The 25,083-nt window shown below is 34.5% G+C and carries 32 protein-coding genes and 1 other annotated feature; all 32 genes read left to right on the top strand.

Annotated elements, in window-relative coordinates; all coding sequences use genetic code 11:
• Positions 1-44 precede the first annotated feature (44 nt).
• The 32 genes from rplA (at position 45) to secY (ending at position 25,065) form a co-directional block, all read left to right on the top strand.
• Positions 45-743, top strand: a complete 699-nt coding sequence (gene rplA / locus CC89_RS12415; RefSeq protein ID WP_035292576.1) for a 50S ribosomal protein L1 — start codon at positions 45-47, stop codon at positions 741-743.
• A 45-nt stretch (positions 744-788) separates the two neighbouring features.
• Positions 789-917 (top strand) — a sequence feature (ribosomal protein L10 leader region).
• A 29-nt stretch (positions 918-946) separates the two neighbouring features.
• Positions 947-1,447 carry a 50S ribosomal protein L10 gene (gene rplJ, locus CC89_RS12410; RefSeq protein WP_035292574.1) on the top strand — a complete coding sequence of 167 codons (501 nt, stop codon included), beginning with the start codon at positions 947-949 and terminating at the stop codon, positions 1,445-1,447.
• 31 nt (positions 1,448-1,478) lie between these two features.
• Positions 1,479-1,847 carry a 50S ribosomal protein L7/L12 gene (gene rplL, locus CC89_RS12405; RefSeq protein ID WP_035292572.1) on the top strand — a complete coding sequence of 123 codons (369 nt, stop codon included), beginning with the start codon at positions 1,479-1,481 and terminating at the stop codon, positions 1,845-1,847.
• A 261-nt stretch (positions 1,848-2,108) separates the two neighbouring features.
• Entirely contained in the window at positions 2,109-5,840 is a 3,732-nt protein-coding gene (gene rpoB / locus CC89_RS12400; protein WP_035292570.1) for a DNA-directed RNA polymerase subunit beta, read from the top strand.
• 35 nt (positions 5,841-5,875) lie between these two features.
• Positions 5,876-9,412, top strand: coding sequence for a DNA-directed RNA polymerase subunit beta' (gene rpoC / locus CC89_RS12395; protein ID WP_035292568.1), 3,537 nt, complete (start codon positions 5,876-5,878; stop codon positions 9,410-9,412).
• Between the two features lie 117 nt (positions 9,413-9,529).
• Positions 9,530-9,778 (top strand): ribosomal L7Ae/L30e/S12e/Gadd45 family protein, encoded by a 249-nt coding sequence (locus CC89_RS12390; RefSeq protein ID WP_035292566.1) that lies wholly within the window; start codon positions 9,530-9,532, stop codon positions 9,776-9,778.
• 44 nt (positions 9,779-9,822) lie between these two features.
• Positions 9,823-10,200 carry a 30S ribosomal protein S12 gene (gene rpsL / locus CC89_RS12385; protein WP_035292564.1) on the top strand — a complete coding sequence of 126 codons (378 nt, stop codon included), beginning with the start codon at positions 9,823-9,825 and terminating at the stop codon, positions 10,198-10,200.
• Positions 10,201-10,336: 136 nt separating this feature from the next.
• Positions 10,337-10,807: a 30S ribosomal protein S7 gene (gene rpsG, locus CC89_RS12380; RefSeq protein WP_035292561.1), complete on the top strand. Its 471-nt coding sequence runs from the start codon at positions 10,337-10,339 to the stop codon at positions 10,805-10,807.
• A gap of 75 nt (positions 10,808-10,882) precedes the next feature.
• Positions 10,883-12,949, top strand: a complete 2,067-nt coding sequence (fusA, locus tag CC89_RS12375; RefSeq protein WP_035292554.1) for an elongation factor G — start codon at positions 10,883-10,885, stop codon at positions 12,947-12,949.
• Positions 12,950-13,014: 65 nt separating this feature from the next.
• Positions 13,015-14,208 (top strand): elongation factor Tu, encoded by a 1,194-nt coding sequence (gene tuf / locus CC89_RS12370; protein ID WP_035292552.1) that lies wholly within the window; start codon positions 13,015-13,017, stop codon positions 14,206-14,208.
• Between the two features lie 341 nt (positions 14,209-14,549).
• Complete coding sequence (gene rpsJ, locus CC89_RS12360; RefSeq protein ID WP_035292547.1) at positions 14,550-14,858, top strand: 30S ribosomal protein S10; 309 nt, start codon at positions 14,550-14,552, stop codon at positions 14,856-14,858.
• 75 nt (positions 14,859-14,933) lie between these two features.
• Entirely contained in the window at positions 14,934-15,566 is a 633-nt protein-coding gene (gene rplC / locus CC89_RS12355; RefSeq protein ID WP_035292545.1) for a 50S ribosomal protein L3, read from the top strand.
• A 28-nt stretch (positions 15,567-15,594) separates the two neighbouring features.
• Positions 15,595-16,215 (top strand): 50S ribosomal protein L4, encoded by a 621-nt coding sequence (gene rplD / locus CC89_RS12350; protein WP_035292543.1) that lies wholly within the window; start codon positions 15,595-15,597, stop codon positions 16,213-16,215.
• Positions 16,215-16,508, top strand: coding sequence for a 50S ribosomal protein L23 (rplW, locus tag CC89_RS12345; RefSeq protein ID WP_035292541.1), 294 nt, complete (start codon positions 16,215-16,217; stop codon positions 16,506-16,508). Before rplD ends, rplW begins: the two co-directional genes overlap by 1 nt.
• A gap of 65 nt (positions 16,509-16,573) precedes the next feature.
• Positions 16,574-17,404: a 50S ribosomal protein L2 gene (gene rplB, locus CC89_RS12340; RefSeq protein ID WP_035292538.1), complete on the top strand. Its 831-nt coding sequence runs from the start codon at positions 16,574-16,576 to the stop codon at positions 17,402-17,404.
• A gap of 64 nt (positions 17,405-17,468) precedes the next feature.
• Entirely contained in the window at positions 17,469-17,750 is a 282-nt protein-coding gene (rpsS, locus tag CC89_RS12335) for a 30S ribosomal protein S19 (RefSeq protein ID WP_035292534.1), read from the top strand.
• Positions 17,751-17,774: 24 nt separating this feature from the next.
• On the top strand, positions 17,775-18,110 hold the full coding sequence (rplV, locus tag CC89_RS12330; RefSeq protein ID WP_035292532.1) for a 50S ribosomal protein L22: 336 nt from the start codon (positions 17,775-17,777) through the stop codon (positions 18,108-18,110).
• A gap of 13 nt (positions 18,111-18,123) precedes the next feature.
• Positions 18,124-18,789 (top strand): 30S ribosomal protein S3, encoded by a 666-nt coding sequence (gene rpsC, locus CC89_RS12325; protein WP_035292530.1) that lies wholly within the window; start codon positions 18,124-18,126, stop codon positions 18,787-18,789.
• Positions 18,790-18,822: 33 nt separating this feature from the next.
• A complete protein-coding gene (rplP, locus tag CC89_RS12320) occupies positions 18,823-19,266 on the top strand; it encodes a 50S ribosomal protein L16 (protein ID WP_035292528.1) in 444 nt (147 codons plus the stop codon).
• Positions 19,256-19,468 (top strand): 50S ribosomal protein L29, encoded by a 213-nt coding sequence (gene rpmC / locus CC89_RS12315; protein WP_035292525.1) that lies wholly within the window; start codon positions 19,256-19,258, stop codon positions 19,466-19,468. The genes rplP and rpmC overlap by 11 nt, the downstream gene beginning before the upstream one ends.
• Before the next feature lie 24 nt (positions 19,469-19,492).
• A complete protein-coding gene (gene rpsQ / locus CC89_RS12310) occupies positions 19,493-19,747 on the top strand; it encodes a 30S ribosomal protein S17 (RefSeq protein WP_035292523.1) in 255 nt (84 codons plus the stop codon).
• A 26-nt stretch (positions 19,748-19,773) separates the two neighbouring features.
• Positions 19,774-20,142 (top strand): 50S ribosomal protein L14, encoded by a 369-nt coding sequence (gene rplN, locus CC89_RS12305; RefSeq protein ID WP_035292522.1) that lies wholly within the window; start codon positions 19,774-19,776, stop codon positions 20,140-20,142.
• An 18-nt stretch (positions 20,143-20,160) separates the two neighbouring features.
• Positions 20,161-20,475 carry a 50S ribosomal protein L24 gene (rplX, locus tag CC89_RS12300; protein ID WP_035292519.1) on the top strand — a complete coding sequence of 105 codons (315 nt, stop codon included), beginning with the start codon at positions 20,161-20,163 and terminating at the stop codon, positions 20,473-20,475.
• A 22-nt stretch (positions 20,476-20,497) separates the two neighbouring features.
• Complete coding sequence (gene rplE, locus CC89_RS12295; RefSeq protein WP_035292518.1) at positions 20,498-21,040, top strand: 50S ribosomal protein L5; 543 nt, start codon at positions 20,498-20,500, stop codon at positions 21,038-21,040.
• Between the two features lie 14 nt (positions 21,041-21,054).
• Positions 21,055-21,240: a type Z 30S ribosomal protein S14 gene (locus CC89_RS12290; RefSeq protein ID WP_035292517.1), complete on the top strand. Its 186-nt coding sequence runs from the start codon at positions 21,055-21,057 to the stop codon at positions 21,238-21,240.
• Between the two features lie 32 nt (positions 21,241-21,272).
• Positions 21,273-21,671, top strand: coding sequence for a 30S ribosomal protein S8 (rpsH, locus tag CC89_RS12285; RefSeq protein WP_035292515.1), 399 nt, complete (start codon positions 21,273-21,275; stop codon positions 21,669-21,671).
• A gap of 23 nt (positions 21,672-21,694) precedes the next feature.
• The gene (gene rplF, locus CC89_RS12280; protein ID WP_035292513.1) at positions 21,695-22,234 is read left to right on the top strand and encodes a 50S ribosomal protein L6; all 540 of its coding nucleotides are present in this window, start codon (positions 21,695-21,697) and stop codon (positions 22,232-22,234) included.
• Positions 22,235-22,263: 29 nt separating this feature from the next.
• Complete coding sequence (gene rplR / locus CC89_RS12275; RefSeq protein WP_035292511.1) at positions 22,264-22,626, top strand: 50S ribosomal protein L18; 363 nt, start codon at positions 22,264-22,266, stop codon at positions 22,624-22,626.
• 17 nt (positions 22,627-22,643) lie between these two features.
• The gene (rpsE, locus tag CC89_RS12270) at positions 22,644-23,141 is read left to right on the top strand and encodes a 30S ribosomal protein S5 (protein ID WP_035292508.1); all 498 of its coding nucleotides are present in this window, start codon (positions 22,644-22,646) and stop codon (positions 23,139-23,141) included.
• A gap of 11 nt (positions 23,142-23,152) precedes the next feature.
• Positions 23,153-23,332, top strand: a complete 180-nt coding sequence (gene rpmD / locus CC89_RS12265; RefSeq protein WP_035292507.1) for a 50S ribosomal protein L30 — start codon at positions 23,153-23,155, stop codon at positions 23,330-23,332.
• A 17-nt stretch (positions 23,333-23,349) separates the two neighbouring features.
• Positions 23,350-23,790 carry a 50S ribosomal protein L15 gene (rplO, locus tag CC89_RS12260; RefSeq protein ID WP_035292506.1) on the top strand — a complete coding sequence of 147 codons (441 nt, stop codon included), beginning with the start codon at positions 23,350-23,352 and terminating at the stop codon, positions 23,788-23,790.
• Complete coding sequence (gene secY, locus CC89_RS12255; protein WP_035292504.1) at positions 23,791-25,065, top strand: preprotein translocase subunit SecY; 1,275 nt, start codon at positions 23,791-23,793, stop codon at positions 25,063-25,065. It begins immediately after the preceding gene.
• The last annotated feature ends 18 nt before the right edge of the window (positions 25,066-25,083 follow it).

Genomic DNA, 25,083 nt, shown 5'->3' with positions numbered 1-25,083 from the left:
AAAGTGGGAGGTAAAACCGTTAAAACCACAAAGGAGGAATAGTAATGGCAAAAGTAGGTAAGAAATACCAAGAAAGTTCAAAGCTAGTGGATAGAAACACTCTATACACTGCTGGAGAAGCATTAGATTTAGCTGTTAAAACTTCAAAAGCTAAATTTGATGAAACAATAGAGTTGGCTGTAAGACTTGGAGTAGACCCAAGACATGCAGATCAACAAGTTAGAGGAGCAGTAGTGCTTCCACACGGAACAGGTAAAACTGTTAAGGTTTTAGTTTTTGCAAAAGGTGATAAAGCTAAAGAAGCAGAAGCAGCTGGAGCAGAGTATGTAGGAGCTGAAGAATTAGCTCAAAAAATACAAAGCCAAAACTGGTTTGATTTTGATGTGGTTGTTGCAACTCCAGATATGATGGGTGTTGTTGGTAGATTAGGTAGAATTCTTGGACCTAAGGGATTGATGCCAAACCCAAAATCAGGCACAGTAACATTTGATGTAGCTAAAGCTATAAGTGAAATAAAAGCTGGTAAAGTTGAGTATAGAGTTGATAAAACTGCTATAATCCACGTTCCAGTTGGAAAGGCCTCATTTGGTGTTGAAAAATTGTCAGAAAACTTACGTGCTTTAATGGAAGCTATAATAAAAGCTAAGCCAGCAGCTCTTAAGGGACAATATATTAAATCAATTTCTATATCAAGTACAATGGGACCAGGAGTTAAAATTAATCCAGTTAAAGCACTAGATTAATATTGACATAAATTTAAATTGATGATATAATCATAAAGTCTTAAAAGTGAATAAGTAATAATTCCGTAGACAGTAGGTGCAACGAACGCATAACGGTTAACAACCTACCGAGGATTCCAATATATGAAATATGTGGTCTCTTCGCGTCTGCGGAGAGACTTTAATTTTTATACACAGTTCTATACTGTAAGGAGGTGGACTCTGTGAACAAGAATAGACAATTAAAAGAAGAAAAAGTTCAGGAAATCAAGGGGAAATTAGAAAAAGCTCAAGGAATAATTCTTGCAAAATACCAAGGATTGACGGTTGAGGAAGATACTGAACTAAGAAAGAGATTAAGAGAAGCTGGTGTTGAATATAAAGTTTATAAAAACACATTAGTAACCTTAGCTGCGAAAGAATTAGGACATGAAGGAATAGTTGAATACCTAAATGGGCCACTTTCAATAGCTTTTGGATATGAAGATCCAACTGCGCCAGCAAGAGTATTGAACGATTTTGCTAAGGACCATAAAAAATTGGAACTTAAAGCAGGAATAGTTCAAGGTGAAATATTTGATGAAGCTAAAGTTAAAGAGCTTGCATCAATACCACCAAAAGAAGTTTTACTTGCAAAACTTCTTGGAAGCTTCAAGGCTCCATTATCAAATCTTGTTTACTTACTAAATGCTGTAAAGGAAAAACAAGAATCTGAACAAGAATAATAAATTAAGAAAATTTGGAGGTGCATTTTAAATGACAAGAGAAGATATAATTCAAGCTATAAAAGAAATGTCTGTTTTAGAATTAAATGAATTAGTAAAAGCATGTGAAGAAGAATTCGGAGTAAGTGCAGCAGCACCTGTAGCAGTTGCTGGAGCAGCTGGAGCAGCAGCTGGAGCAGCTGAAGAAAAAACTGAATTCGAAGTTGTATTAGGTAGTGCAGGTGCACAAAAGATCAAAGTTATTAAAGCTGTTAGAGAAATAACTGGTCTTGGATTAAAAGAAGCTAAAGAAATAGTAGACGGAGCTCCTAAGACATTAAAAGAAGGCGTATCTAAAGATGATGCAGAAGCTATGAAAGCTAAATTAGAAGAAGTTGGAGCAACAGTTGAAATAAAATAATATTTCTTTATAAAAAGGCACTTTTATGAGTGCCTTTTTTTATTCTCAATATTCCATTCTTTGCAAAAAAATATATTGACATGAAGGTTCATTTGTGATAACATAACTAAATGCATTGATAATTATCGAAAAATGAAAAATTGTATTTTTTTATACAAAATGGTTATAATAACTAGATGGTAATGTTTTAATCCATTTACACTGATTGCTAATAAAATTGGTGTTTATGGTTATTTTAGTATATACAAGGGGTGAAATTTGATGGTACATCCTATCCAGGTTGGTAAGAGAACAAGAATGAGCTTTTCAAAGGTTAAGGAAACAGCAAAAATGCCAAATCTAATTGAAATTCAATTAGATTCCTACAAATGGTTCTTAGAAGAAGGACTTCAAGAGGTATTCGACGATATAAATCCTATTCAGGACTACACAGGAAATCTTGTTCTAGAATTCGTAGGTTATAAGCTAGACATTGATAACATCAAGTATTACGTGGAAGAATGTAAAGAAAGAGACACCACATATTCAGCACCGTTAAAAGTTAAGATAAGATTACTTAACAAGGAGACAGGAGAGATAAAGGAGCAGGAAGTTTTCATGGGAGACTTCCCTTTAATGACGGAACAAGGTACTTTTGTAATTAATGGTGCCGAAAGAGTAATCGTAAGCCAATTAGTCAGATCACCAGGAGTTTATTATTCTTCATCATTTGATAAGACAGGTAAAAAGTTATTTTCTTCAACTGTCATACCAAATAGAGGTGCATGGTTAGAGTATGAAACCGACTCTAATGATGTAATATATGTAAGAATTGACAAAACTAGAAAATTACCTATATCAATTCTTGCAAGAGCAATGGGTTGCGGATCAGATATACAATTAACTGATTTCTTTGGAGAAGAGGAAAGATTAAAAGCAACTATAGAAAAAGACAATACCAAAAATACCGAAGAAGCTCTATTAGAAATATATAAGAGGTTAAGACCAGGGGAACCGCCAACGGTAGAAAGTGCAATATCTCTTATTGATTCGTTATTTTTTGATGCTAAAAGATATGATTTATCTAAGGTTGGAAGATACAAGTTTAATAAGAAACTTTCATTAAACTTAAGAATAGCTAATGAAGTAGCAGCTAATGATATAGTTAATCCTTCTACTGGAGAAATCATTATAGAGAGCGGAGAAAAAATAGATAGAGAAACTGCTAAGAAGATACAAAACTTAGGTATTAATGTAGTAGACATAAAAGTAGAAGACAGAGTTGTAAGAGTTATAGGAAATAACTTTGTAGATATACGTGAACATATAAACTTTAATATTGATGATTTGAATATAAGGGAACTTGTACACTATCCGACTTTAAAAGGAATACTAGAAAGTTATAGTGATGAGGAAACTATCAAGTCAGAAATAAGAAAAAATATATATAAACTTATTCCAAAACATATAACTAAAGACGATATATTTGCAACAATAAGTTATCAATTAGGATTGCCTTATGGAATAGGTGACACAGATGATATAGATCATTTGGGAAATAGAAGATTAAGAGCTGTAGGAGAATTACTACAAAACCAATTTAGAATTGGTTTATCTAGAATGGAAAGAGTAGTTAAAGAAAGAATGACTATTCAAGACCAAGAAGGAATAACTCCTCAAGCACTTATTAATATAAGACCAGTAGCTGCGGCTATTAAAGAGTTCTTTGGAAGCTCTCAGCTTTCACAGTTTATGGATCAAACTAACCCATTATCTGAGCTGACACACAAGAGAAGGTTGTCAGCGTTAGGACCAGGGGGTCTTTCAAGGGAAAGAGCTGGTTTTGAAGTAAGAGACGTTCACTATTCTCACTATGGTAGAATGTGTCCAATAGAAACTCCAGAAGGACCAAACATAGGTCTTATAAACTCACTTGCTGCTTATGCTAGAGTAAATGAGTATGGATTTATAGAAACTCCATATAGAATTATAGATAAGAAAGCAGGAAAAATAACTGATGAAATTAGATATTTTACTGCTGATGAAGAAGACGGATTCCTAGTGGCTCAAGCTAATGAACCTATTGATGAAAATGGGCATTTTGTTGACGATAAAATAACAGTTAGATATAAAGAAGAAGTTTTAATAGTGCCTAGAGAAGAGGTTGATGTAATAGATATATCACCAAGACAAATAGTTTCTGTTGCTACTGCTATGATTCCATTCCTAGAAAATGATGACGCCAGCCGTGCTCTTATGGGATCAAACATGCAACGTCAGGCGGTACCACTATTAAAACCACAGGCACCGGTAGTAGGAACTGGAATAGAGTTTAAAGCGGCAGTAGACTCAGGAGTTTTACCAAAAGCTAAAAATGCAGGAACAGTAGTTTATGTGGATGCTGAAGAGATAAGAGTTAAAAGAGATAAAGATGGCGGTATCGATAAATATAAATTACTTAAGTTCAAGAGATCTAACCAAGGAACATGCATAAATCAAAGACCTATAGTTGATAAAGGTGATAAACTTGAGATTGGATCTGTTTTAGCGGACGGTCCATCTACGGACTTAGGTGAAATAGCTTTAGGTAAAAACATACGTATGGGCTTTATTACTTGGGAAGGATATAACTACGAGGATGCTATGCTTGTTTCAGAACAGCTAGTTCGAGACGATGTATTTACGTCCATTCATATAGAAGAATATGAAGCAGAAGCTAGAGACACTAAATTAGGACCAGAAGAAATTACAAGAGATATACCAAATGTGGGAGACGATGCACTTAAAGATATAGACGAAAGAGGAATAATAAGAATAGGTGCAGAGGTACGATCTGGAGATATATTAGTAGGAAAGGTTACTCCAAAAGGAGAAACTGAATTAACTGCTGAAGAACGACTTTTAAGAGCTATATTTGGTGAAAAGGCTAGAGAAGTTAGAGATACTTCACTTAGAGTGCCACATGGAGAAGCTGGTATAATAGTAGATGTAAAAGTATTTACTAGAGAAAATGGAGATGAACTTCCACCAGGAGTTAATGAACTTGTAAGATGTTATATAGCTCAAAAGAGAAAGATATCTATAGGAGATAAAATGGCAGGAAGACACGGTAATAAGGGTGTTATTTCTAGAATTTTACCAGAAGAAGATATGCCTTTCTTACCAGATGGAAGACCACTTCAAATATGCTTGAACCCACTAGGCGTTCCTTCACGTATGAATATCGGTCAGGTACTTGAGGTTCATTTAGGATGGGCAGCTAGTAAATTGGGTTGGCATGTAGCAACTCCTGTATTTGATGGTGCTATGGAAGAAGACATAGTAGATTGTTTAAAACAAGCAGGATATGCTGAAGATGGAAAAACTTATTTATATGATGGAAGAACTGGAGAACCATTTGATAATAGAGTAACAGTAGGTTACATGTATATATTAAAACTTCACCATTTGGTTGATGATAAGATACATGCTAGATCTACAGGACCATACTCTCTAGTAACTCAACAACCTCTAGGTGGTAAAGCGCAATTTGGAGGTCAAAGATTTGGAGAGATGGAGGTTTGGGCACTTGAAGCTTATGGTGCAGCATATACTTTACAAGAAATACTAACAGTTAAATCTGACGATGTAGTTGGTAGAGTTAAGACATATGAAGCTATTGTTAAGGGGGAAAATATACCTGAACCAGGTGTACCAGAATCATTTAAGGTTCTTATAAAAGAACTTCAAGCATTGTGCTTAAATGTAAAAGTTCTAAATGATGAACAACAAGAAATAGAGATAAAAGAATCTGTAGATGAAAAAGCAGATGAGGATTTAGATATAAATATAGAAGGAAATGAAGATTCAATGCCTGTAGGTATTGAAAAATCAGAAGTTAATGAAGAAGAGACAGAAGTGGACGAAAAAGATTTAGAAGAAGATGAGTTAGATATAAATGTAGAAGAATATGACTTATCTTTTGGAGATGACTTTAGCGAATTAGAACTTAACGATTTTAATGATGAACATTAATCTATAATTCCATACTATGAAGGGAGGATGTACCCTTGTTTGAATTAAATAATTTTGATGCTATACAAATAGGCTTAGCTTCACCAGAACAAATTAGAGCGTGGTCAAGGGGAGAAGTTAAGAAACCTGAAACTATAAACTATAGAACTTTAAAACCTGAAAGAGACGGATTGTTCTGCGAAAGAATATTTGGACCTATAAAGGACTGGGAATGTCATTGTGGAAAGTATAAAAGGGTAAGATACAAAGGTATTGTTTGTGATAGATGTGGAGTAGAGGTAACTAAGGCAAAAGTTAGACGCGAAAGAATGGGGCATATAGAACTTGCTGCCCCTGTTTCCCACATATGGTATTTTAAAGGTATACCATCACGTATGGGTCTTATATTGGATGTATCTCCAAGATCTTTGGAGAAGGTGTTATATTTTGCATCATATATAGTTTTAGATCCTAAAGAAACACCTCTTCTAAAGAAACAGCTATTAAATGAAAAGGAATATAGAGAAGCTGTAGATAAATATGGTGAAGAGAGCTTTGTTGCAGGAATGGGTGCAGAAGCAATAAAGGTTTTACTTGGAGAATTAGACTTAGAAAATATGTCTATAGATCTTAAAGAAGAGCTAGAAACAAGCACAGGGCAGAAGAGAGTTAGAATTATAAGAAGACTTGAGGTAGTAGAATCATTTAGAAAATCTAATAATAATCCAGAATGGATGATAATAGATGTGATTCCAGTAATACCACCAGATTTAAGGCCTATGGTTCAATTGGATGGTGGAAGATTTGCAACTTCAGATTTAAATGACCTATATAGAAGGGTTATAAACAGAAACAATAGATTGAAAAAGCTGTTAGATTTAGGGGCACCAGATATTATAGTTAGAAATGAAAAACGAATGCTCCAAGAGGCAGTGGATTCACTTATAGATAATGGAAGAAGAGGAAGACCTGTTACAGGTCCAGGAAATAGACCATTAAAATCTCTATCTGATATGTTAAAGGGTAAGCAAGGAAGATTCAGACAAAACCTACTTGGTAAACGTGTTGACTATTCAGGACGTTCCGTTATAGTTGTAGGACCGGAACTTAAAATGTATCAGTGTGGTCTCCCAAAAGAAATGGCTTTAGAATTGTTTAAGCCTTTTGTAATGAAAAAGTTAGTTGAAAAAGGTGTAGCTCATAACATAAAGAGTGCCAAGAGAATGGTAGAAAGAGTAATGACAGAGGTATGGGATGTTTTAGAAGAAGTTATTACAGACCATCCAGTGTTATTGAACCGTGCACCGACTCTTCACAGATTAGGAATTCAAGCCTTCCAACCTGTGCTTGTAGAAGGTAGAGCTATAAAATTACATCCATTAGTATGTACAGCATATAACGCTGACTTTGATGGTGACCAAATGGCTATACACGTACCTTTATCTGTTGAAGCACAAACAGAAGCTAGATTTTTAATGTTAGCAGCTCATAACATACTTAAACCTTCTGATGGTAAGCCAGTTTGTGTTCCTACTCAGGACATGGTGCTAGGTTCTTACTATTTAACATTAGATAAAGATGGAGCAGAAGGCGAAGGAAGAGTATTCTCAAATGTCGAAGAAGTTTTAATGGCATATCAATTAGGTCAAATTGATATACATGCTAAAATTAAAGTGAGATTAACAAAAGAAATAGAAGGAGAAGAAGTTTCACGTATTGTAGCAACTACACCTGGTAAATTAATATTTAATGAATGTATACCACAAGATTTAGGATTTGTGGATAGAAATATACCAGAAAATGAGTTTAAATTGGAAATTGATTTCCTAGTTAGTAAGAAGAATTTAGGAACAATAATTGATAAATGCTATGCTAAATACGGTCCGACAGGAACATCAGTAATGTTAGATAAGATAAAGGCTACAGGATATCATTACTCAACTATAGGTGCTATTACAATTTCCACATCAGATATGACCGTGCCTGAGGCTAAGAAAACATTATTAGGGGAAACTGATAAAGCCGTTGAGAAAATTGAAAAGATGTATAGAAGAGGTTTTATATCAGAGCAAGAAAGATATGAAAGAGTAATAGATAAGTGGACTAAGACTACAGAGGATGTTGCCAATGCATTGATGGATAACTTTGATAAGTTCAATCCTATATACATGATGGCGGATTCAGGAGCCAGAGGTTCCAAGAGCCAGATTAAACAGCTTGCTGGTATGAGAGGATTAATGGCTAGTCCATCAGGTAAGATACTAGAATTACCTATAAGATCTTCATTCAGAGAAGGACTAGATGTATTAGAGTATTTTATCTCAACACACGGAGCTAGAAAAGGTAACGCCGATACTGCATTAAAAACAGCAGACTCTGGTTATTTAACGAGAAGACTTGTTGATGTAAGTCAAGACGTAATAGTTAGAACTGAAGACTGTGGTGCAGAAGAAGGATATGCAGTTTCAGAAATAAAAGAAGGAAATGAAGTAATAGAGACTTTAGAAGAAAGACTTACTGGAAGGTATAGCTCTGAAGATATACTAGATCCTAAATCAGGAGAAGTAATAGTAAGTAAAAATTCATATATAGATGCTAATACAGCTTCTAAGGTGGCAAAAGCTGGTGTTAAAAAGGTTAATATAAGATCAGTGTTTACATGTAAGTCTAAGTTTGGAGTTTGTGCTAAATGTTATGGAATGAACATGGCTACAGCTAATAAGATAAATATTGGAGAAGCGGTTGGTATAATAGCAGCTCAATCTATAGGTGAACCGGGAACTCAGCTTACAATGAGAACATTCCATACTGGTGGAGTTGCTGGAGCAGATATAACTCAAGGTCTTCCAAGAGTTGAGGAATTATTTGAAGCAAGAAAACCAAAAGGGCTTGCTATAATAAGTGAAATGCCAGGTACCGTAAGAGTTGAAGAAACTAAAAAGAAAAGAGTAGTATACGTTAAGAATGAATCAGGAGAAGAAACTAGTTATGATATACCATTTGGTTCGAGATTAAGAGTAACTAATGGGCAACAAATTGAGGCTGGAGATGAAATAACAGAAGGTTCAATAAACCCTCATGATATTTTAAGAATCAAAGGTATAAAGGCAGTTAAAAATTATCTTCTTTCAGAAGTACAGAAAGTTTACAGACTTCAGGGTGTTGATATAAATGATAAGCATCTTGAAGTAGTGGTAAGGCAAATGACTAGGAAAGTTAAAATAGAAGATTCTGGAGATACAGAGTTATTACCAGGTACTATGATAGACATGTTTGACTTTGAAGAGCAAAATAACAAGGCTTTAGAAGAGGGAAATAGACCGGCTGAAGGTAAAGTAACTTTACTAGGAATTACAAAAGCTGCTTTAGCTACAGACTCATTCTTATCCGCAGCTTCATTCCAAGAAACTACTAGAGTACTTACTGATGCAGCTATTAAAGGAAAAATAGATCCTTTAGTAGGCTTGAAAGAAAATGTTATAATAGGTAAGTTAATTCCAGCAGGAACAGGAATGAATAAGTACAGAGGAATAAAAATGAATCTAAATCGCAAGGATTTGGAAGAAGATGAAGAAAATAATATAGAAGCTTAAAGCTAATTTGTTGACATCTATATTTTAAAATGTTAAAATACACTTTGTGTAGTTTTGTTACAAGGGTAAAGTTTTAAACTTTATCTTTGTAATATAGCATATAAGGGGGGTTTCACTATGGCCATTAGGCTTATAGGGAAAAAGTCAGTAGGTACAAAACAAACATTGAAAGCTGTAAAAGAAAATCAATGTGAAAGATTATATGTAGCAAAAGATGCTGAATCTAAGCTTATACAGCCATTAATTAATTTAGCCAAAGATAAATCCCTTGAAATAGTATATATAGACACTATGAAGGAACTAGGACGACTTTGTGGCATTGATGTAGGTGCGGCAGTAGCATGTACATTAAAAGAAAATTGCTAAAACTATAATTTATATATAGCTAAACATCAAAAGGAGGTGTAAAAATGCCAACTATTAACCAATTAGTTAGAAAAGGCAGACAGACAGTAGTTACTAAATCTGGTTCACCAGCTTTAAAAGAATGTCCACAAAAAAGAGGAGTATGTACAGTAGTTAAAACAACAACTCCTAAAAAACCTAACTCAGCGTTAAGAAAAATTGCCAGAGTTAGATTAACAAATGGATACGAAGTTTCAGCTTACATACCAGGTATAGGACATAACTTACAAGAGCATAGTGTTGTTCTTATAAGAGGAGGTAGAGTAAAAGACCTTCCTGGTGTAAGATACCACATTGTAAGAGGTACTTTAGATGCTGCTGGTGTTGCAGACAGAATGCAAAGTAGATCTAAGTATGGAGCTAAGAAACCTAAGAAAAAATAGGTTCACTCATTGATGGTGCAATGTCATCAGCATTTATATAGATTATAGATTGTATTTTGTGCGGTTGACAGAGCGCTTTGCGGCAATAGCCGAGTACCGATGAACTTAAATATTTTATGTTAAGGAGGGAAGAAAAGTGCCAAGAAAAGGACATATAGCAAAAAGAGATGTATTACCAGATCCAATGTACAACAGTAAAGTTGTTACTAAATTAGTAAACCAAATAATGTTAGATGGTAAAAAAGGTGTTGCTCAGAAAATTGTTTACGGTGCATTCGATATAATGGCAGAGAAATCAGGTAAAGAGGCTATAGAAGTATTTGAAACAGCTATGAACAACATCATGCCACTTTTAGAAGTAAAAGCAAGAAGAATAGGTGGAGCTAACTACCAAGTTCCAATAGAAGTTAGACCAGAGAGAAGACAGACATTAGGTCTAAGATGGTTGGTTGACGCTACTAGAAAAAGAAGCGAAAAATACATGAGAGATAGACTTGCAGCAGAATTATTAGACGCATCTAATAACACTGGAGCAGCTGTTAAGAAAAGAGAAGACACTCATAAGATGGCAGAAGCAAACAAAGCTTTCGCACATTACAGATATTAGCAGAAAACTGTTTTGGCCTGGCCAAAACAGTTTTCTAAAATTTGAATTGTTCACAGGATAGAAGGAGGAAAGCATATGGCAAGAGAATATCCTTTAGAAAAATTCCGTAATATAGGAATCATGGCTCATATAGATGCGGGAAAAACAACAACTACAGAACGTATATTATTCTACACAGGAATAAATCACAAAATTGGAGAAACTCACGATGGTAGTGCAACAATGGACTGGATGGAGCAAGAGCAAGAAAGAGGAATAACTATAACTTCTGCTGCAACAACTTGTCATTGGAAAGACCATGTAATTAATATAATTGACACACCAGGACACGTAGATTTCACTGTTGAAGTTGAAAGATCATTAAGAGTACTTGATGGTGCTGTTGGTGTATTCTGTGCTAAAGGCGGTGTTGAGCCTCAATCTGAAACAGTATGGAGACAGGCAGACAAGTATAATGTTCCAAGAGTAGCATACATAAATAAAATGGATATACTAGGAGCAGATTTTTACAGAGCAGTGAGCATGATGAGAGAAAGATTACATGCTAATGCAGTCCCAATACAATTACCAATAGGAAAAGAAGAAAACTTTACGGGAATAATAGACTTAATAGAAAACAATGCTAGAATATATAAAGATGACTTAGGAAAAGAATTTGAGACAACTGAGATTCCAGAAGATATGAAGGAATTAGCAGAAGATTATAGATCACAAATGTTAGAAGCAGTTGCTGAATTAGACGAAGAATTAATGATGAAATACCTTGATGGAGAAGAATTAACAGTAGAAGAAATTGACACTGTTATAAGAAAAGGTGTATGTAGTAATGAAATAGTACCAGTAATATGTGGTTCTTCATATAAGAACAAAGGCGTACAAATGATGATTGACGCTGCAGTTAAATATTTACCATCACCATTAGATGTACCATCAATAAAAGGCATGGATCCAGAAACGAAAGAAGAAGTAGAAAGACACAGTGACGACAATGAGCCACTTGCGGCTTTAGCATTTAAGATAGCTACAGACCCATTCATAGGAAAACTAGCTTTCACAAGAGTTTACTCTGGGATAATGGAAAGTGGTACTTACGTACTAAATTCTAATAAGGGTAAAAGAGAAAGAATAGGAAGACTTGTTAAAATGCACTCAAATCACAGAAAAGATGTAGAAGAATTAAGAGCTGGTGATTTAGGAGCTGTAATAGGTCTTAAGAATACAACAACTGGAGATACTTTATGTAGTGAAGACAGTCCAGTAATATTAGAAAGCATGGAGTTCCCAGAACCAGTTATATCTGTTGCTATTGAGCCTAAGACAAAAGCAGGCCAAGAAAAAATGGGTATTGCTCTTCAAAAATTAGCTGAGGAAGATCCAACTTTTAGAACATTTACTAACCAAGAAACTGGTCAAACAATTATAGAAGGTATGGGTGAGCTCCACCTTGAAATAATTGTTGACAGACTTCAAAGAGAGTTCAAAGTTGAATGTAACGTAGGTCAACCACAAGTTGCTTACAAAGAAACTATTAGAAAAGCTGTTAAAGCTGAAGGTAAGTTCGTTAGACAATCAGGTGGACGTGGTCAATATGGTCACTGTTGGATTGAAATGGAACCATGTGAAGAAGTATTTAAATTTGAAGATGCTATTGTTGGAGGATCTATACCAAAAGAGTACATTGCACCAATAGAAAATGGTATAAGAGAAGCATGTAAAACAGGTGTCGTTGCTGGATATCCTGCAGTAAACTTCAAAGTTAAATTATTTGATGGTTCATACCATGACGTTGACTCTTCAGAAATGGCCTTTAAGATAGCTGGTTCTATGGCATTCAAAAACGCTATGAGCAAAGCTGATCCAGTATTACTTGAGCCAGTTATGAAAGTTGAAATTGTTATCCCAGAAGAATATATGGGAGACGTTATGGGAGACGTTAACTCTAGAAGAGGTAAAATAGAAGGAATGGAACAAAGAGCAGGAGCTCAAGTTATTAGAGCATTTGTTCCACTATCAGAAATGTTTGGTTATGCAACATCATTAAGATCAAAAACTCAAGGTAGAGGAAACTACTCAATGGAATTTGATCACAATGAAGAGGTGCCAAAGAGCATACAAGAAAAAGTAATTAGTGAAAGAAAATAATATTAGTAGATTAAAAAAAGCTTAAAAATAAATGATTATTACATTTATTATAAGGAGGAAGAACAATGGCAAAGTCAAAATTTGAAAGAAGTAAACCACACGTAAATATAGGAACAATAGGTCACGTAGACCACGGTAAGACAACATTAACAGCAGCAATAACAACAGTATTATCAAAGACAGGAAAAGCAGAAGCAACAAAATATGACGAAATAGACAAGGCACCAGAAGAAAAAGAAAGAGGAATCACAATCAATACATCACACGTAGAATATGAAACAGACAACAGACACTATGCACACGTAGACTGCCCAGGCCATGCTGACTATGTAAAGAACATGATAACAGGAGCAGCACAAATGGATGGAGCAATACTAGTAGTAAGTGCAGCAGATGGTCCAATGCCACAAACAAGAGAACATATACTACTAGCATCAAGAGTTGGAGTTAACCACATAGTAGTATTCTTAAACAAAGCAGATATGGTAGATGATCCAGAATTATTAGAATTAGTAGAAATGGAAGTAAGAGAATTACTAAGCGAGTATGGATTTGACGGAGACGGATGTCCAGTAATAACAGGATCAGCATTAGAAGCATTACAAAACCCAGATGATGAAGGAAAAACAGCATGCATCTATGAATTAATGGCATCAGTAGATGAATATATACCAACACCAGAAAGAGCAACAGACAAAGAGTTCTTAATGCCAGTAGAAGATGTATTCACAATAACAGGAAGAGGAACAGTTGCAACAGGAAGAGTAGAAAGAGGAGTACTACACGTAGGAGACGAAGTAGAAATTGTTGGACTAAGTGAAGAAAAGAGAAAAGTAGTAGTAACAGGAGTAGAAATGTTCAGAAAGTTACTAGATGAAGCAATGGCTGGAGATAACATCGGAGCATTATTAAGAGGTATCCAAAGAGCAGACATCGAAAGAGGTCAAGTATTAGCAAAACCAAATACAGTACACCCACACAAGAAATTCGTAGGTCAAGTGTACGTATTAAAGAAAGAAGAAGGTGGAAGACATACACCATTCTTTAACGGATACAGACCACAATTCTACTTCAGAACAACAGATGTAACAGGTTCAATAGCATTACCAGAAGGAGTAGAAATGGTTATGCCAGGAGACCACATCGACATGAATGTTGAGTTAATAACTCAAGTAGCTATGGAAGAAGGACTAAGATTTGCTATAAGAGAAGGCGGAAGAACTGTAGGTTCAGGAGTCGTTACTACTATAGTTGAATAATTAATATTTTTAAGTTAACTCAATTGACTTTTAATTAAGAGTTTTATAAGGGGGAAGAGTGCGTATCTTCTCCCTTATAATTTAAAATACAAACAAAAAAATACTTGTCAAACAAAAAAAATTAGTGTATACTGAAAGAGTTGTAATGTGTAACAGTAATGTGGTAAGAGGTTGCCGAACTTCCGGGGAATTCTTATCATATAAGTTCGATCAGGAATCGGGCGACGGAAAGCCTGTTTATTTGTTTTCGGTACAACATGAAACACCCGGAACAGTTTACAGAGTATCCGCTGTTGTACGTAAAGAAGTAAAGCGTGCGATGAAAAGGAGGGAAAGAAAAAATGGCAAAACAAAAAATAAGAATCAGACTTAAGGCTTTTGATCACAATATTCTGGATCAATCAGCAGAAAAAATAGTAGAAACTGCAAAAGCTACAGGAGCTAGAGTAGCAGGTCCAGTACCTCTACCAACAGAAAAAGATGTGGTAACAATATTAAGAGCTCCACACAAGTACAAAGATGCAAGAGAGCAGTTTGAAATAAGAACTCATAAAAGACTAATAGACATAATAAGTCCTTCACCAAAAACTGTAGATTCTTTAATGAAGTTGGATTTACCAGCAGGTGTTGATATCGAAATAAAGCTATAATTTAGTAATAGAGGTCTATTACGAGCTGTTATGATCACTTATGTGATCCGCTAATTAGTTGAGGAGGTGTAATTAATGAAAAAAGCAATATTAGGTAGAAAGTTAGGTATGACTCAAATATTTGCAGAAAATGGTGCTGTAATACCAGTAACAGTGGTTCAAGCAGGACCTTGTGTTGTTCTTCAAAAGAAAACTGTAGAGAAAGATGGATATGAAGCAATTCAAGTTGGATTTGAAGATATAAGAGAAAAATTAGTTAATAAACCTGTTAAAGGACAATTTGCAAAAGCTAACGTTTCTTTAAAAAGATTTATTAAAGAATTTAGATTAGAAGACACAGCTGCTTATGAAGTTGGAGCAGAAATAAAAGCAGATGTATTTAATGTTGGAGATAAAGTAGATGTATCAGGGGTTTCTAAAGGTAAGGGATTCCAAGGTACAATCAAAAGATGGAATTTCCACAGAGGACCAATGAGTCACGGTTCTAAATACCATAGAGCGGTTGGTTCAATGGGAGCATCTTCTGATCCATCAAGAACATTCAAAAACAAGAAAATGCCTGGTCACATGGGAAACGAAAATGTTACAGTGCTAAATCTTGAAGTAGTAAAAGTAATGCCAGAAAACAATGTAATATTAATAAAAGGCGGAATACCAGGACCAAACAAAGGATTAGTAGTATTAAGAGATACAATAAAAGTTAAATAAGCAGTTCTAAAGGAAAGGAGGAATTAGAATGCCTACAGTAGGATTATTTAATAGAGAAGGACAAAAAGTTGGTGATGTTGAATTATCAGCTAATGTGTTCGGTATCGAAGTAAATAAAGAAGTTATGCATCAAGTTGTAGTAGCACAACTTGCTAATAAAAGACAAGGAACTCAATCAACTAAAACAAGAGCTGAAGTTTCAGGTGGTGGAATAAAGCCATGGAGACAAAAGGGAACAGGTAGAGCAAGACAAGGTTCAATAAGAGCTCCACAATGGATTCACGGTGGTGTTGTTTTTGCACCAAAGCCAAGAGATTACAGAAAAGATGTTCCAAAGAAAGTTAAAAGATTAGCTCTTAAGTCTGCTCTTTCATCAAAAGTTGCAGATGAAAACATATTAGTTTTAGAAAGCTTACAAATGGAAGCTCCAAAAACTAAAGAAATGGTAAAGGTGCTAAATGCATTCGAAGCTAAAAAAACATTAATAGTTGTAGCTGAAAAAGATGAAAATGTATATAAATCAACTAGAAACATTGAAGGGGTAGCAGTAATCCCTGTAAATAACTTAAATGTCTATGATTTATTAAGATATGAGAGATTATTAGTAACTAAAGATGCGGTTGCTAAGATTGAGGAGGTGTATGCATAATGAAATTAACAAGCCATGATATAATAAGAAGACCAGTTGTAACTGAAAAAAGTATGGCTGAAATGGCTGATAAGAAATACACCTTTATAGTAGAAAAAAGTGCAAACAAATACCAAATAAAAACAGCAATAGAAGAAGTTTTTGGTGTTAAAGTGCTAGAAATTAAAACTGCAAATGTAATGGGAAAACCAAAGAGAGTTGGAGTTCACTTTGGAAAAAGACCAGATTACAAGAAAGCTATTGTTAAGTTAACTGAAGATAGCAAAGCAATAGAATTTTTCGAAGGAATGTAGTTTTAAACTATAATAAAGCAATTATTGGCGATGGCCAGAAAAGCTAGTGCAAGGAGGGAAATTAAATGCCAGTTAAGGGTTTTAGACCTACTACTCCTTCTAGAAGACAAATGACTATGGCTACTTTTGAGGAAATAACAACAGATAAGCCAGAAAAGTCACTTCTTGTTTCTCTAGGAAAGAAAAATGCGGGTAGAAATGGTCAAGGAAAAATAACAGTTCGTCACAGAGGCGGCGGAGCTAAAAGAAAATATAGAATAATAGATTTTAAAAGAACTAAAGATAATATACCAGCAACTGTTGCTACAATAGAATATGATCCAAACAGATCAGCATACATTGCTTTAGTTGTATATGCTGATGGTGAAAAAAGATACATAATTGCTCCAGTAGGATTAAAAGTTGGAGATGTAATTATGTCCGGCGCAGAAGCTGATATTAAAGTTGGAAATGCTCTTCCTTTAAAGAATATTCCAGTAGGTACTGTAATTCACAATGTTGAATTAGCAAAAGGAAAAGGCGCTCAATTAGTAAGAGCTGCAGGTTCTTCTGCACAGTTAATGGCTAAAGAAGGCGGTTATGCTACATTGAGATTACCAAGTGGTGAAATGAGATATGTTAGAATAGAATGTAGAGCTACAATAGGAACAGTTTCTAACTTATCACACGAACTAGTTAACATAGGAAAAGCTGGTAGAACAAGACATTTGGGATTCAGACCAACAGTAAGAGGTTCTGTAATGAACCCTAATGATCACCCACATGGTGGTGGAGAAGGTAAGGCACCTATAGGTCATGCTAGTCCACTTACTCCTTGGGGTAAACCAGCACTTGGATATAAGACAAGAAAGACTAAGAAATATTCTGAAAGATTAATAATAAAGAAAAGAAAATAGTGGAGAGAATTTAAAATTCTCTTCCTAGTTTGCCAATGAACTGTATGAAAGGAGGCCAATACAAGTGAGTAGATCAATAAAAAAAGGACCTTACATTGACGAGATACTTTTAAAAAGAATTAATGAAATGAACAAAAATGGAGAGAAAAAGGTTATTAAAACTTGGTCAAGAAGTTCAACAATATTCCCTCAAATGGTAGGCCATACAATAGCAGTACACGATGGAAGAAAACACGTGCCTGTATACTTAACAGAAGATATGGTTGGACATAAATTAGGAGAGTTCGTTTTAACTAGAACATTTAAAGGTCATAAAAACACTGAGAAAAAATCAGCTGTAAGATAGTGACTGGGGAAGGAGGTAATAGTAATGGAAGCTAGAGCTAAAGCTTGTTACGTGAGAATGTCTTCAACAAAAGTAGCAGTTGTACTTGACTTAATAAGAGGTAAAGATGTTAATGAAGCTTTTGCAATATTAAAATACACTCCAAAAAGAGGAGCAGATGTTATAAGCAAGGTTTTAAAATCAGCTGTTGCTAATGCAGAAAATAATTTTGATTTAGATAAAAATAGATTATATGTAGCAGAAGCCTATGCTAATCAAGGACCAACTTTAAAAAGATTTAGACCACGTGCTCAAGGTAGAGCATATAGAATATTAAAAAGAACTAGCCATGTAACATTAGTGGTTAAAGAAAGAGTGTAAGGAGGGACGTAGATTGGGTCAGAAGGTAAATCCACATGGTTTAAGGGTTGGCGTTATCAAAGATTGGGATGCAAAATGGTATGCTAATGATAAGGACTTCGCTGATAACCTAATAGAAGATAACCAAATAAGAGAATTTGTTAAACAAAAACTTTATACAGCTGGTATTTCAAAAATAGAGATTGAAAGAGCGGCTAAAAGAGTTAAATTAAATATACAAACAGCTAAACCAGGAATGGTTATAGGAAAAGGCGGCCAAGGAATTGAAACTCTTAAAGGTGGGTTAAAATCAATAGTTGGCAACAAAAATATATTAATAAACATAATAGAAGTTAAAAAACCAGAAGGCAATGCTCAATTAATTGCTGAGAACATAGCTTTACAATTAGAAAAAAGAATATCTTTTAGAAGAGCTATGAAACAATCAATACAAAGAGCTATGAAATCTGGAATTAAAGGTATCAAAACATCTTGTTCAGGAAGACTTGGCGGTGCTGAAATAGCAAGAAATGAACAATATCATGAAGGAACAATTCCGCTACAAACATTAAGAGCAGATATAGATTACGGATTTGCTGAAGCGAATACAATATATGGAAAAATAGGTGTAAAAGTTTGGACATATAAAGGAGAAATTCTTCCAACAAAAAAAGTAAACAAGGAAGAAACTGAAGCATAGAAAATTTTGTGTTCAAGGAAGGAGGAATAAGTTATGTTAATGCCTAAAAAAGTTAAACACCGTAAGGTACAACGCGGTAGAATGAAGGGTAAGGCAACAAGAGGTAATTTCATAGCATATGGTGATTTCGGTATACAAGCAACTGAATGTGGTTGGATAACAAACAATCAAATAGAAGCTGCCAGAATAGCAATAAATAGATACGTTAAAAGAGGCGGAAAAGTTTGGATTAAGATATTCCCAGATAAGCCTGTAACAGAAAAACCTGCAGAAACTCGTATGGGTTCAGGTAAGGGTTCACCAGAACATTGGGTAGCAGTAGTAAAACCAGGTAGAGTGCTATTCGAAATATCTGGAGTTCCAGAAGAAGTAGCAAGAGAAGCTATGAGACTTGCTTCACACAAATTACCAGTGAAGAGTAAATTTGTTACAAGAAGAGATTTTGAAGAAATGGGTGGTGAAGTAAATGAAGGCTAAGGAATTACAAGAGCTAAGACAAAGTACTCCTCAAGAGTTAAATGCCAAAATTGGGGACTTAAAGGCTGAGTTATTCAACTTGAGATTCCAATTAGCTACTGGGCAGTTAGAAAATCCAATGAGAATAAGACAAGTCAAAAAGTCAATAGCCCAAATCAAGACCATCCTTAGAGAAGAAGAGTTAAAGGCTGTAAGACAGTAAACTGTGAAGGGAGGTTTAGCCTAAATGGAAAGAGGAAACAGAAAGACTAGAATAGGAAGAGTCGTATCTGATAAAATGGATAAGACTATTGTAGTTGCTGTAGAAACAAAGGTACGTCATCCGTTATATGGAAAAACAATAAACAGAACTACTAAATTTAAAGCTCATGACGAAAATAACGAAGCTAATATAAATGATAGAGTAGAAATAATGGAGACTAGACCATTATCTAAAGATAAGAGATGGAGACTAGTTCAAATAGTTGAAAAAGCTAAATAGTGTATTAACGAAAGGAGGTACTTACTATGATACAACAGCAAACATTATTAAAGGTAGCTGATAACACTGGAGCAAAAGAAATAATGTGTATCAGAGTATTAGGTGGATCTAAGAGAAAATGGGGAAACATCGGTGATATAATAGTTGCTAGCGTTAAAAGTGCAACACCAGGCGGTGTTGTTAAAAAAGGTGACGTTGTTAAAGCCGTTATAGTTAGATCTAGAAAAGGCGTAAGAAGAGCCGATGGAACATATATAAAATTTGATGAAAATGCAGCAGTTATAATAAAAGATGATAAGATGCCAAAAGGTACTCGTATATTTGGACCAGTAGCAAGGGAGCTAAGAGATAAAGAGTTTAATAAAATATTATCACTAGCACCAGAAGTTCTATAATTAAGGAGGTGGCTACGGATGAAGGTACACGTTAGAAGAAATGACACAGTGATGGTTATTTCAGGTAAAGATAAGGGAAAAACAGGCGAAGTTATAAAAGTTTATCCTAAAACAGGAAAAGTTTTAGTTAAAGGCGTTAATATAGTAACAAAACATCAAAAGCCAAATAGACAAAACATGCAAGGCGGAATAATACAACAAGAAGCTCCAATATATAGTTCAAAAGTAATGCTATATTGCACAAAATGTAACACTGTTACAAGAATAAGCAAAAAAGTATTAGATGATGGAACTAAGGTTAGAGTATGTAAAAAGTGTGGAGAAACATTCTAGAATTCGAAAGGAGGTCTAATTAATGAATCCAAGACTACAAGAAAAATATATAAAAGAAGTAGTTCCAGCATTAATGGAAAAGTTCGGATATAAAAATGTAATGGAAGTACCAAGATTAGAAAAAATAATAGTAAACATGGGAATCGGAGAAGCAAAAGATAATCCAAAGGTTTTGGAAGCTGCAGTTGGTGATTTAAAACTTATATCAGGACAACAGCCAATAATTACAAAAGCTAGGAACTCAGTTGCTAACTTTAAAATAAGACAAAACATGCCTATAGGATGCAAAGTTACATTAAGAAAAGAAAAAATGTATGAGTTTGCTGATAAGCTAATAAATGTAGCATTACCAAGAGTTAGAGACTTTAGAGGAGTTTCATCAAAGTCATTTGACGGAAGAGGAAACTACGCTCTAGGAATAAAAGAGCAATTAATATTCCCAGAAGTTGAATATGATAAGATAGATAAAGTTAGAGGAATGGATATAGTATTCGTTACTGATGCAAAGACTGACGAAGAAGCTAGAGAATTATTGAGATTCTTAGGAATGCCATTTGCTCAATAAAGGAGGGAAAACTAGTGGCACGTAAAGCGATGATTGAAAAATGGAAAAAAGAACCAAAATTTTCATCTAGAGCGTATACAAGATGTAGAATATGTGGTAGACCACATGCTGTACTAAAAAAATATGGAATTTGCCGTATTTGTTTTAGAGAATTAGCATATAAAGGACAAATCCCTGGCTGTAAGAAAGCAAGCTGGTAATATAAAACTGTTCACGAAAGGAGGCAAAATAAATGATAATGACAGATCCTATCGCAGATTTGCTAACACGCATAAGAAATGCAAATATAGTTAAACACGAAATTGTTGAAATACCTTCATCAAATATAAAGAAAGCTATAGTTAATATATTGCTTCAAGAAGGTTATATAAAGAATATTGAGGAATACACTGATGGTTCTGTTCCAATGTTAAGATTAACAATGAAATACGGATCAAGTAAAGAAAGAGTTATAACTGGTTTAAAAAGAATATCAAAACCAGGTTTAAGAGTATATTGTAGACACGAAGAAATACCAAGAGTTCTAAATGGTTTAGGAACTGCTATAATATCTACTTCAAAAGGAATTATAACTGATAAAGAAGCTAGAAATTTAGCAGTAGGTGGAGAAGTAATCTGCTACATATGGTAGTGTAATGAAGAGGAGGTGCGATTATGTCAAGAATAGGAAAACTTCCAGTAGCTATTCCAAATGGTGTAACTGTTAATGTAACACCAGACAACGTTGTTACTGTTAAAGGTCCAAAAGGTGAGTTAACAAGAAAGATGCATGCTAATATGCTAATTAATATAGAAGACAATTCTGTTGTTGTGAAAAGACCAAGTGAACAAAAGGAGCATAGAGCCCTTCATGGATTGACAAGATCTCTAATCAACAACATGGTTACTGGTGTAACAGAAGGATATCAAAAAACATTAGAATTAATAGGTGTTGGTTACAGAGCACAAGCTAAGGGAAAAGGACTAGTTCTTAACCTTGGATTCTCACATCCAGTTGAAATAGAGGCTATTGATGGAATTCAATTTGAAGTTCCAGAAGCAACAAAAATAGTTATAAAAGGCATAGATAAAGAATTGGTAGGAGAAATTGCTGCTGTAATAAGATCTCATAGAAAACCAGAGCCTTACAAGGGAAAAGGAATTAAGTACCAAGGCGAAGTAATAAGACGTAAAGAAGGTAAAACTGGTAAATAGTAAATAATCTCTAGAAAGGAGTGAAACGAATGTTTAAGAAAATAGACAAAAAAGCAATAAGAAAAAGAAGTCATCTTAGAGTTCGTAAAAAAGTTTTTGGTACTCCAGAGATACCAAGACTATGTGTATATAGAAGCGAAAAGAACATATATGCTCAAATAGTAGATGATATCAATGCAACAACTTTGGCAGCTGCTTCAAGCTTAGATAAAGATTTCGAAGTTAAAAACGGCGGAAATAAAGAAGCTGCAAAAACTGTTGGTGAAATGATAGCTAAGAAAGCTTTAGAAAAAGGAATAAAGAATGTAGTATTTGACAGAGGCGGATATATATACCACGGAAGAGTTAAAGAACTTGCTGATGGTGCGAGAGAGGCAGGACTAGAATTCTAAGAGAAGGAGGGAAAGTAATGAGAATAGAGCCTAGCAAATTAAACTTAAAAGAAAAAGTTGTATTTATAAATAGAGTTGCTAAGGTTGTTAAAGGCGGTAGACATTTTAGATTCAGCGCTTTAGTTGTAGTTGGAGACGAAAACGGTCATGTTGGCGTTGGAATGGGAAAATCTATTGAAATACCTGAAGCAATAAGAAAAGGCATCGAAGATGCTAAAAAGAATTTAGTAGAAGTGCAAATGGTAGGAACAACTATTCCACACGAAATATACGGTGAATTTGGAAGAGGAAATGTTCTTTTAATGCCAGCTTCAGAAGGTACAGGAGTTATAGCTGGTGGACCTGTTAGAGCGGTACTTGAGCTTGCAGGAATCAAAGATGTTAGAGCTAAATCATTAGGATCTAACAACCCAAAAAATATGGTTAATGCTACACTAAATGGATTAGCAAATTTAAAAACTGTTGAACAAGTTGCTAAGCTTAGAGGCAAAACCGTAGAAGAGATTTTAGGTTAGGAGGGATAACCTTGGCTAAGCTTAAGATTACATTAAATAGAAGTCTTATAGGAAGAAAAAAAGATCATATAGCTACAGTTGATGCTTTAGGTTTAAGAAAAATAGGAAAAACTGTAGAACATGAAGACACTCCTCAAATAAGAGGTATGATAAAAAAAGTTGAATACTTATTAAAAGTTGAAGAAGTATAATATAAGGAGGTGTGAAAATGAAACTTCATGAATTAAAACCAGCAGCAGGTTCAACAAAAACACCTAAAAGAGTTGGAAGAGGATATGGTTCAGGTCTAGGTAAGACATCTGGAAGAGGTCAAGACGGACAAAACGGTAGAGCTGGCGGCGGCGTAAGACCTGGTTTCGAAGGTGGTCAAATGCCACTATACAGAAGACTTCCAAAGAGAGGTTTTACAAACATATTTGCAAAGAAATTTGCTGTTGTTAATTTAGATAGATTAAATGAATTTGAAGACGGTACTGAAGTTACTCCAGAAGTTTTATTAGAAAAAGGAATAGTTAGAAAATTACATGATGGAGTAAAAATACTAGGAAGCGGAAATATAGAAAAGAAGCTAAATGTTAAGGCTACAAAATTCTCAAAATCTGCAATAGAAAAAATAGAAGCAGTTGGAGGAAAAGTTGAGGTGATATAGGTGCTATCAACCCTACGTAATGCCTGGAAGGTAAAAGAGTTGAAACAAAGGATGATATTTACTTTACTAATGATAGCAATTTTCAGGATGGGAAACTTTATTCCTGTCCCTGGAATTGATACTAGTAAGTTGACTACTTTGGCGAAGTCTGGAACGTTATTTGGCTTTTATGATCTACTATCTGGAGGTGCATTTAGTAGATTTAGTATTTTTGCAATGGGGGTAACTCCATACATTAATGCATCAATCATAATGCAGCTATTGACATTTGCGATACCTTCATTAGAATCTCTTTCTAAAGAAGGTGAAGAAGGTAGAAAGAAAATACAAAATTATACAAAAGCATTTAGTATTGTATTAGGTTTTCTTCAAGCTTTCGGTACTTATGCAATAATAACAGGATATGGTGCTTTGAAACCAATGTCAGCCTTTAATATATTTGTTATAATGTTGACTTTAACTGCAGCTTCCACCTTCTTAATGTGGTTAGGAGAAAAGATTACAGTTAAGGGTTTAGGAAATGGTGTTTCAGTATTAATTTTTGTCAACATCATATCAAGGTTACCACAAACTGTGTTTAAGCTTTCAGAATTAGAGAGTACTGGTTCAGTAAATATAATACAGATAATAGTATTTGTAGCAGTATCATTACTATTACTAGTAGGTGTTGTAGTTACTAATAAGGGAGAAAGAAGAGTTCCTGTACAATATGCTGGAAAAACAACCGGAAGAAAAATGATGAAGGGTGGTTCATCCCATATTCCTATAAGCATGAGTTCTTCAGGCGTAATTGCAATAATATTTGCAATGTCAGTTATGCAGTTTCCAGCTACTATAGCTGAATTCATACCAAATTCTAAATTCGCAACATTTATACATGGTCCATACAGTTTATTCAAACCAAATTCTTGGCAATATGCTGTAATGTATGCCATACTAATAATATTCTTTAGTTGGTTCTATACTGAAATTACTTTTAAGCCAGATGAAATGGCAGAGAACATGCATAAATCATCAGGATTTATACCAGGAATTAGACCAGGTAAACCAACACAAGAGTTTTTAGAAAAGGTACTATTAAGAGTATCAATAATTGGAGGAGTTTTTGCTTCTATAATAGCTGTACTACCTATAATAATTGATGGATATACAAGTTTTAAAGGGATATCTTTTGGTGGAACTGCTTTATTAATCGAGGTAGGAGTAGCATTAGATACTATGAGACAACTTGAGTCTCAACTAGTAATGCGTCATTACAAAGGATTCTTAAAATAAGTATATAACTTAATATGG

This window comes from Clostridium sp. KNHs214, assembly GCF_000744935.1.
Lineage (GTDB): Bacteria > Bacillota > Clostridia > Clostridiales > Clostridiaceae > Haloimpatiens.
Note: the sequence above shows the minus strand (reverse complement) of the source record. Positions and strands in the feature narration are given on the sequence as shown.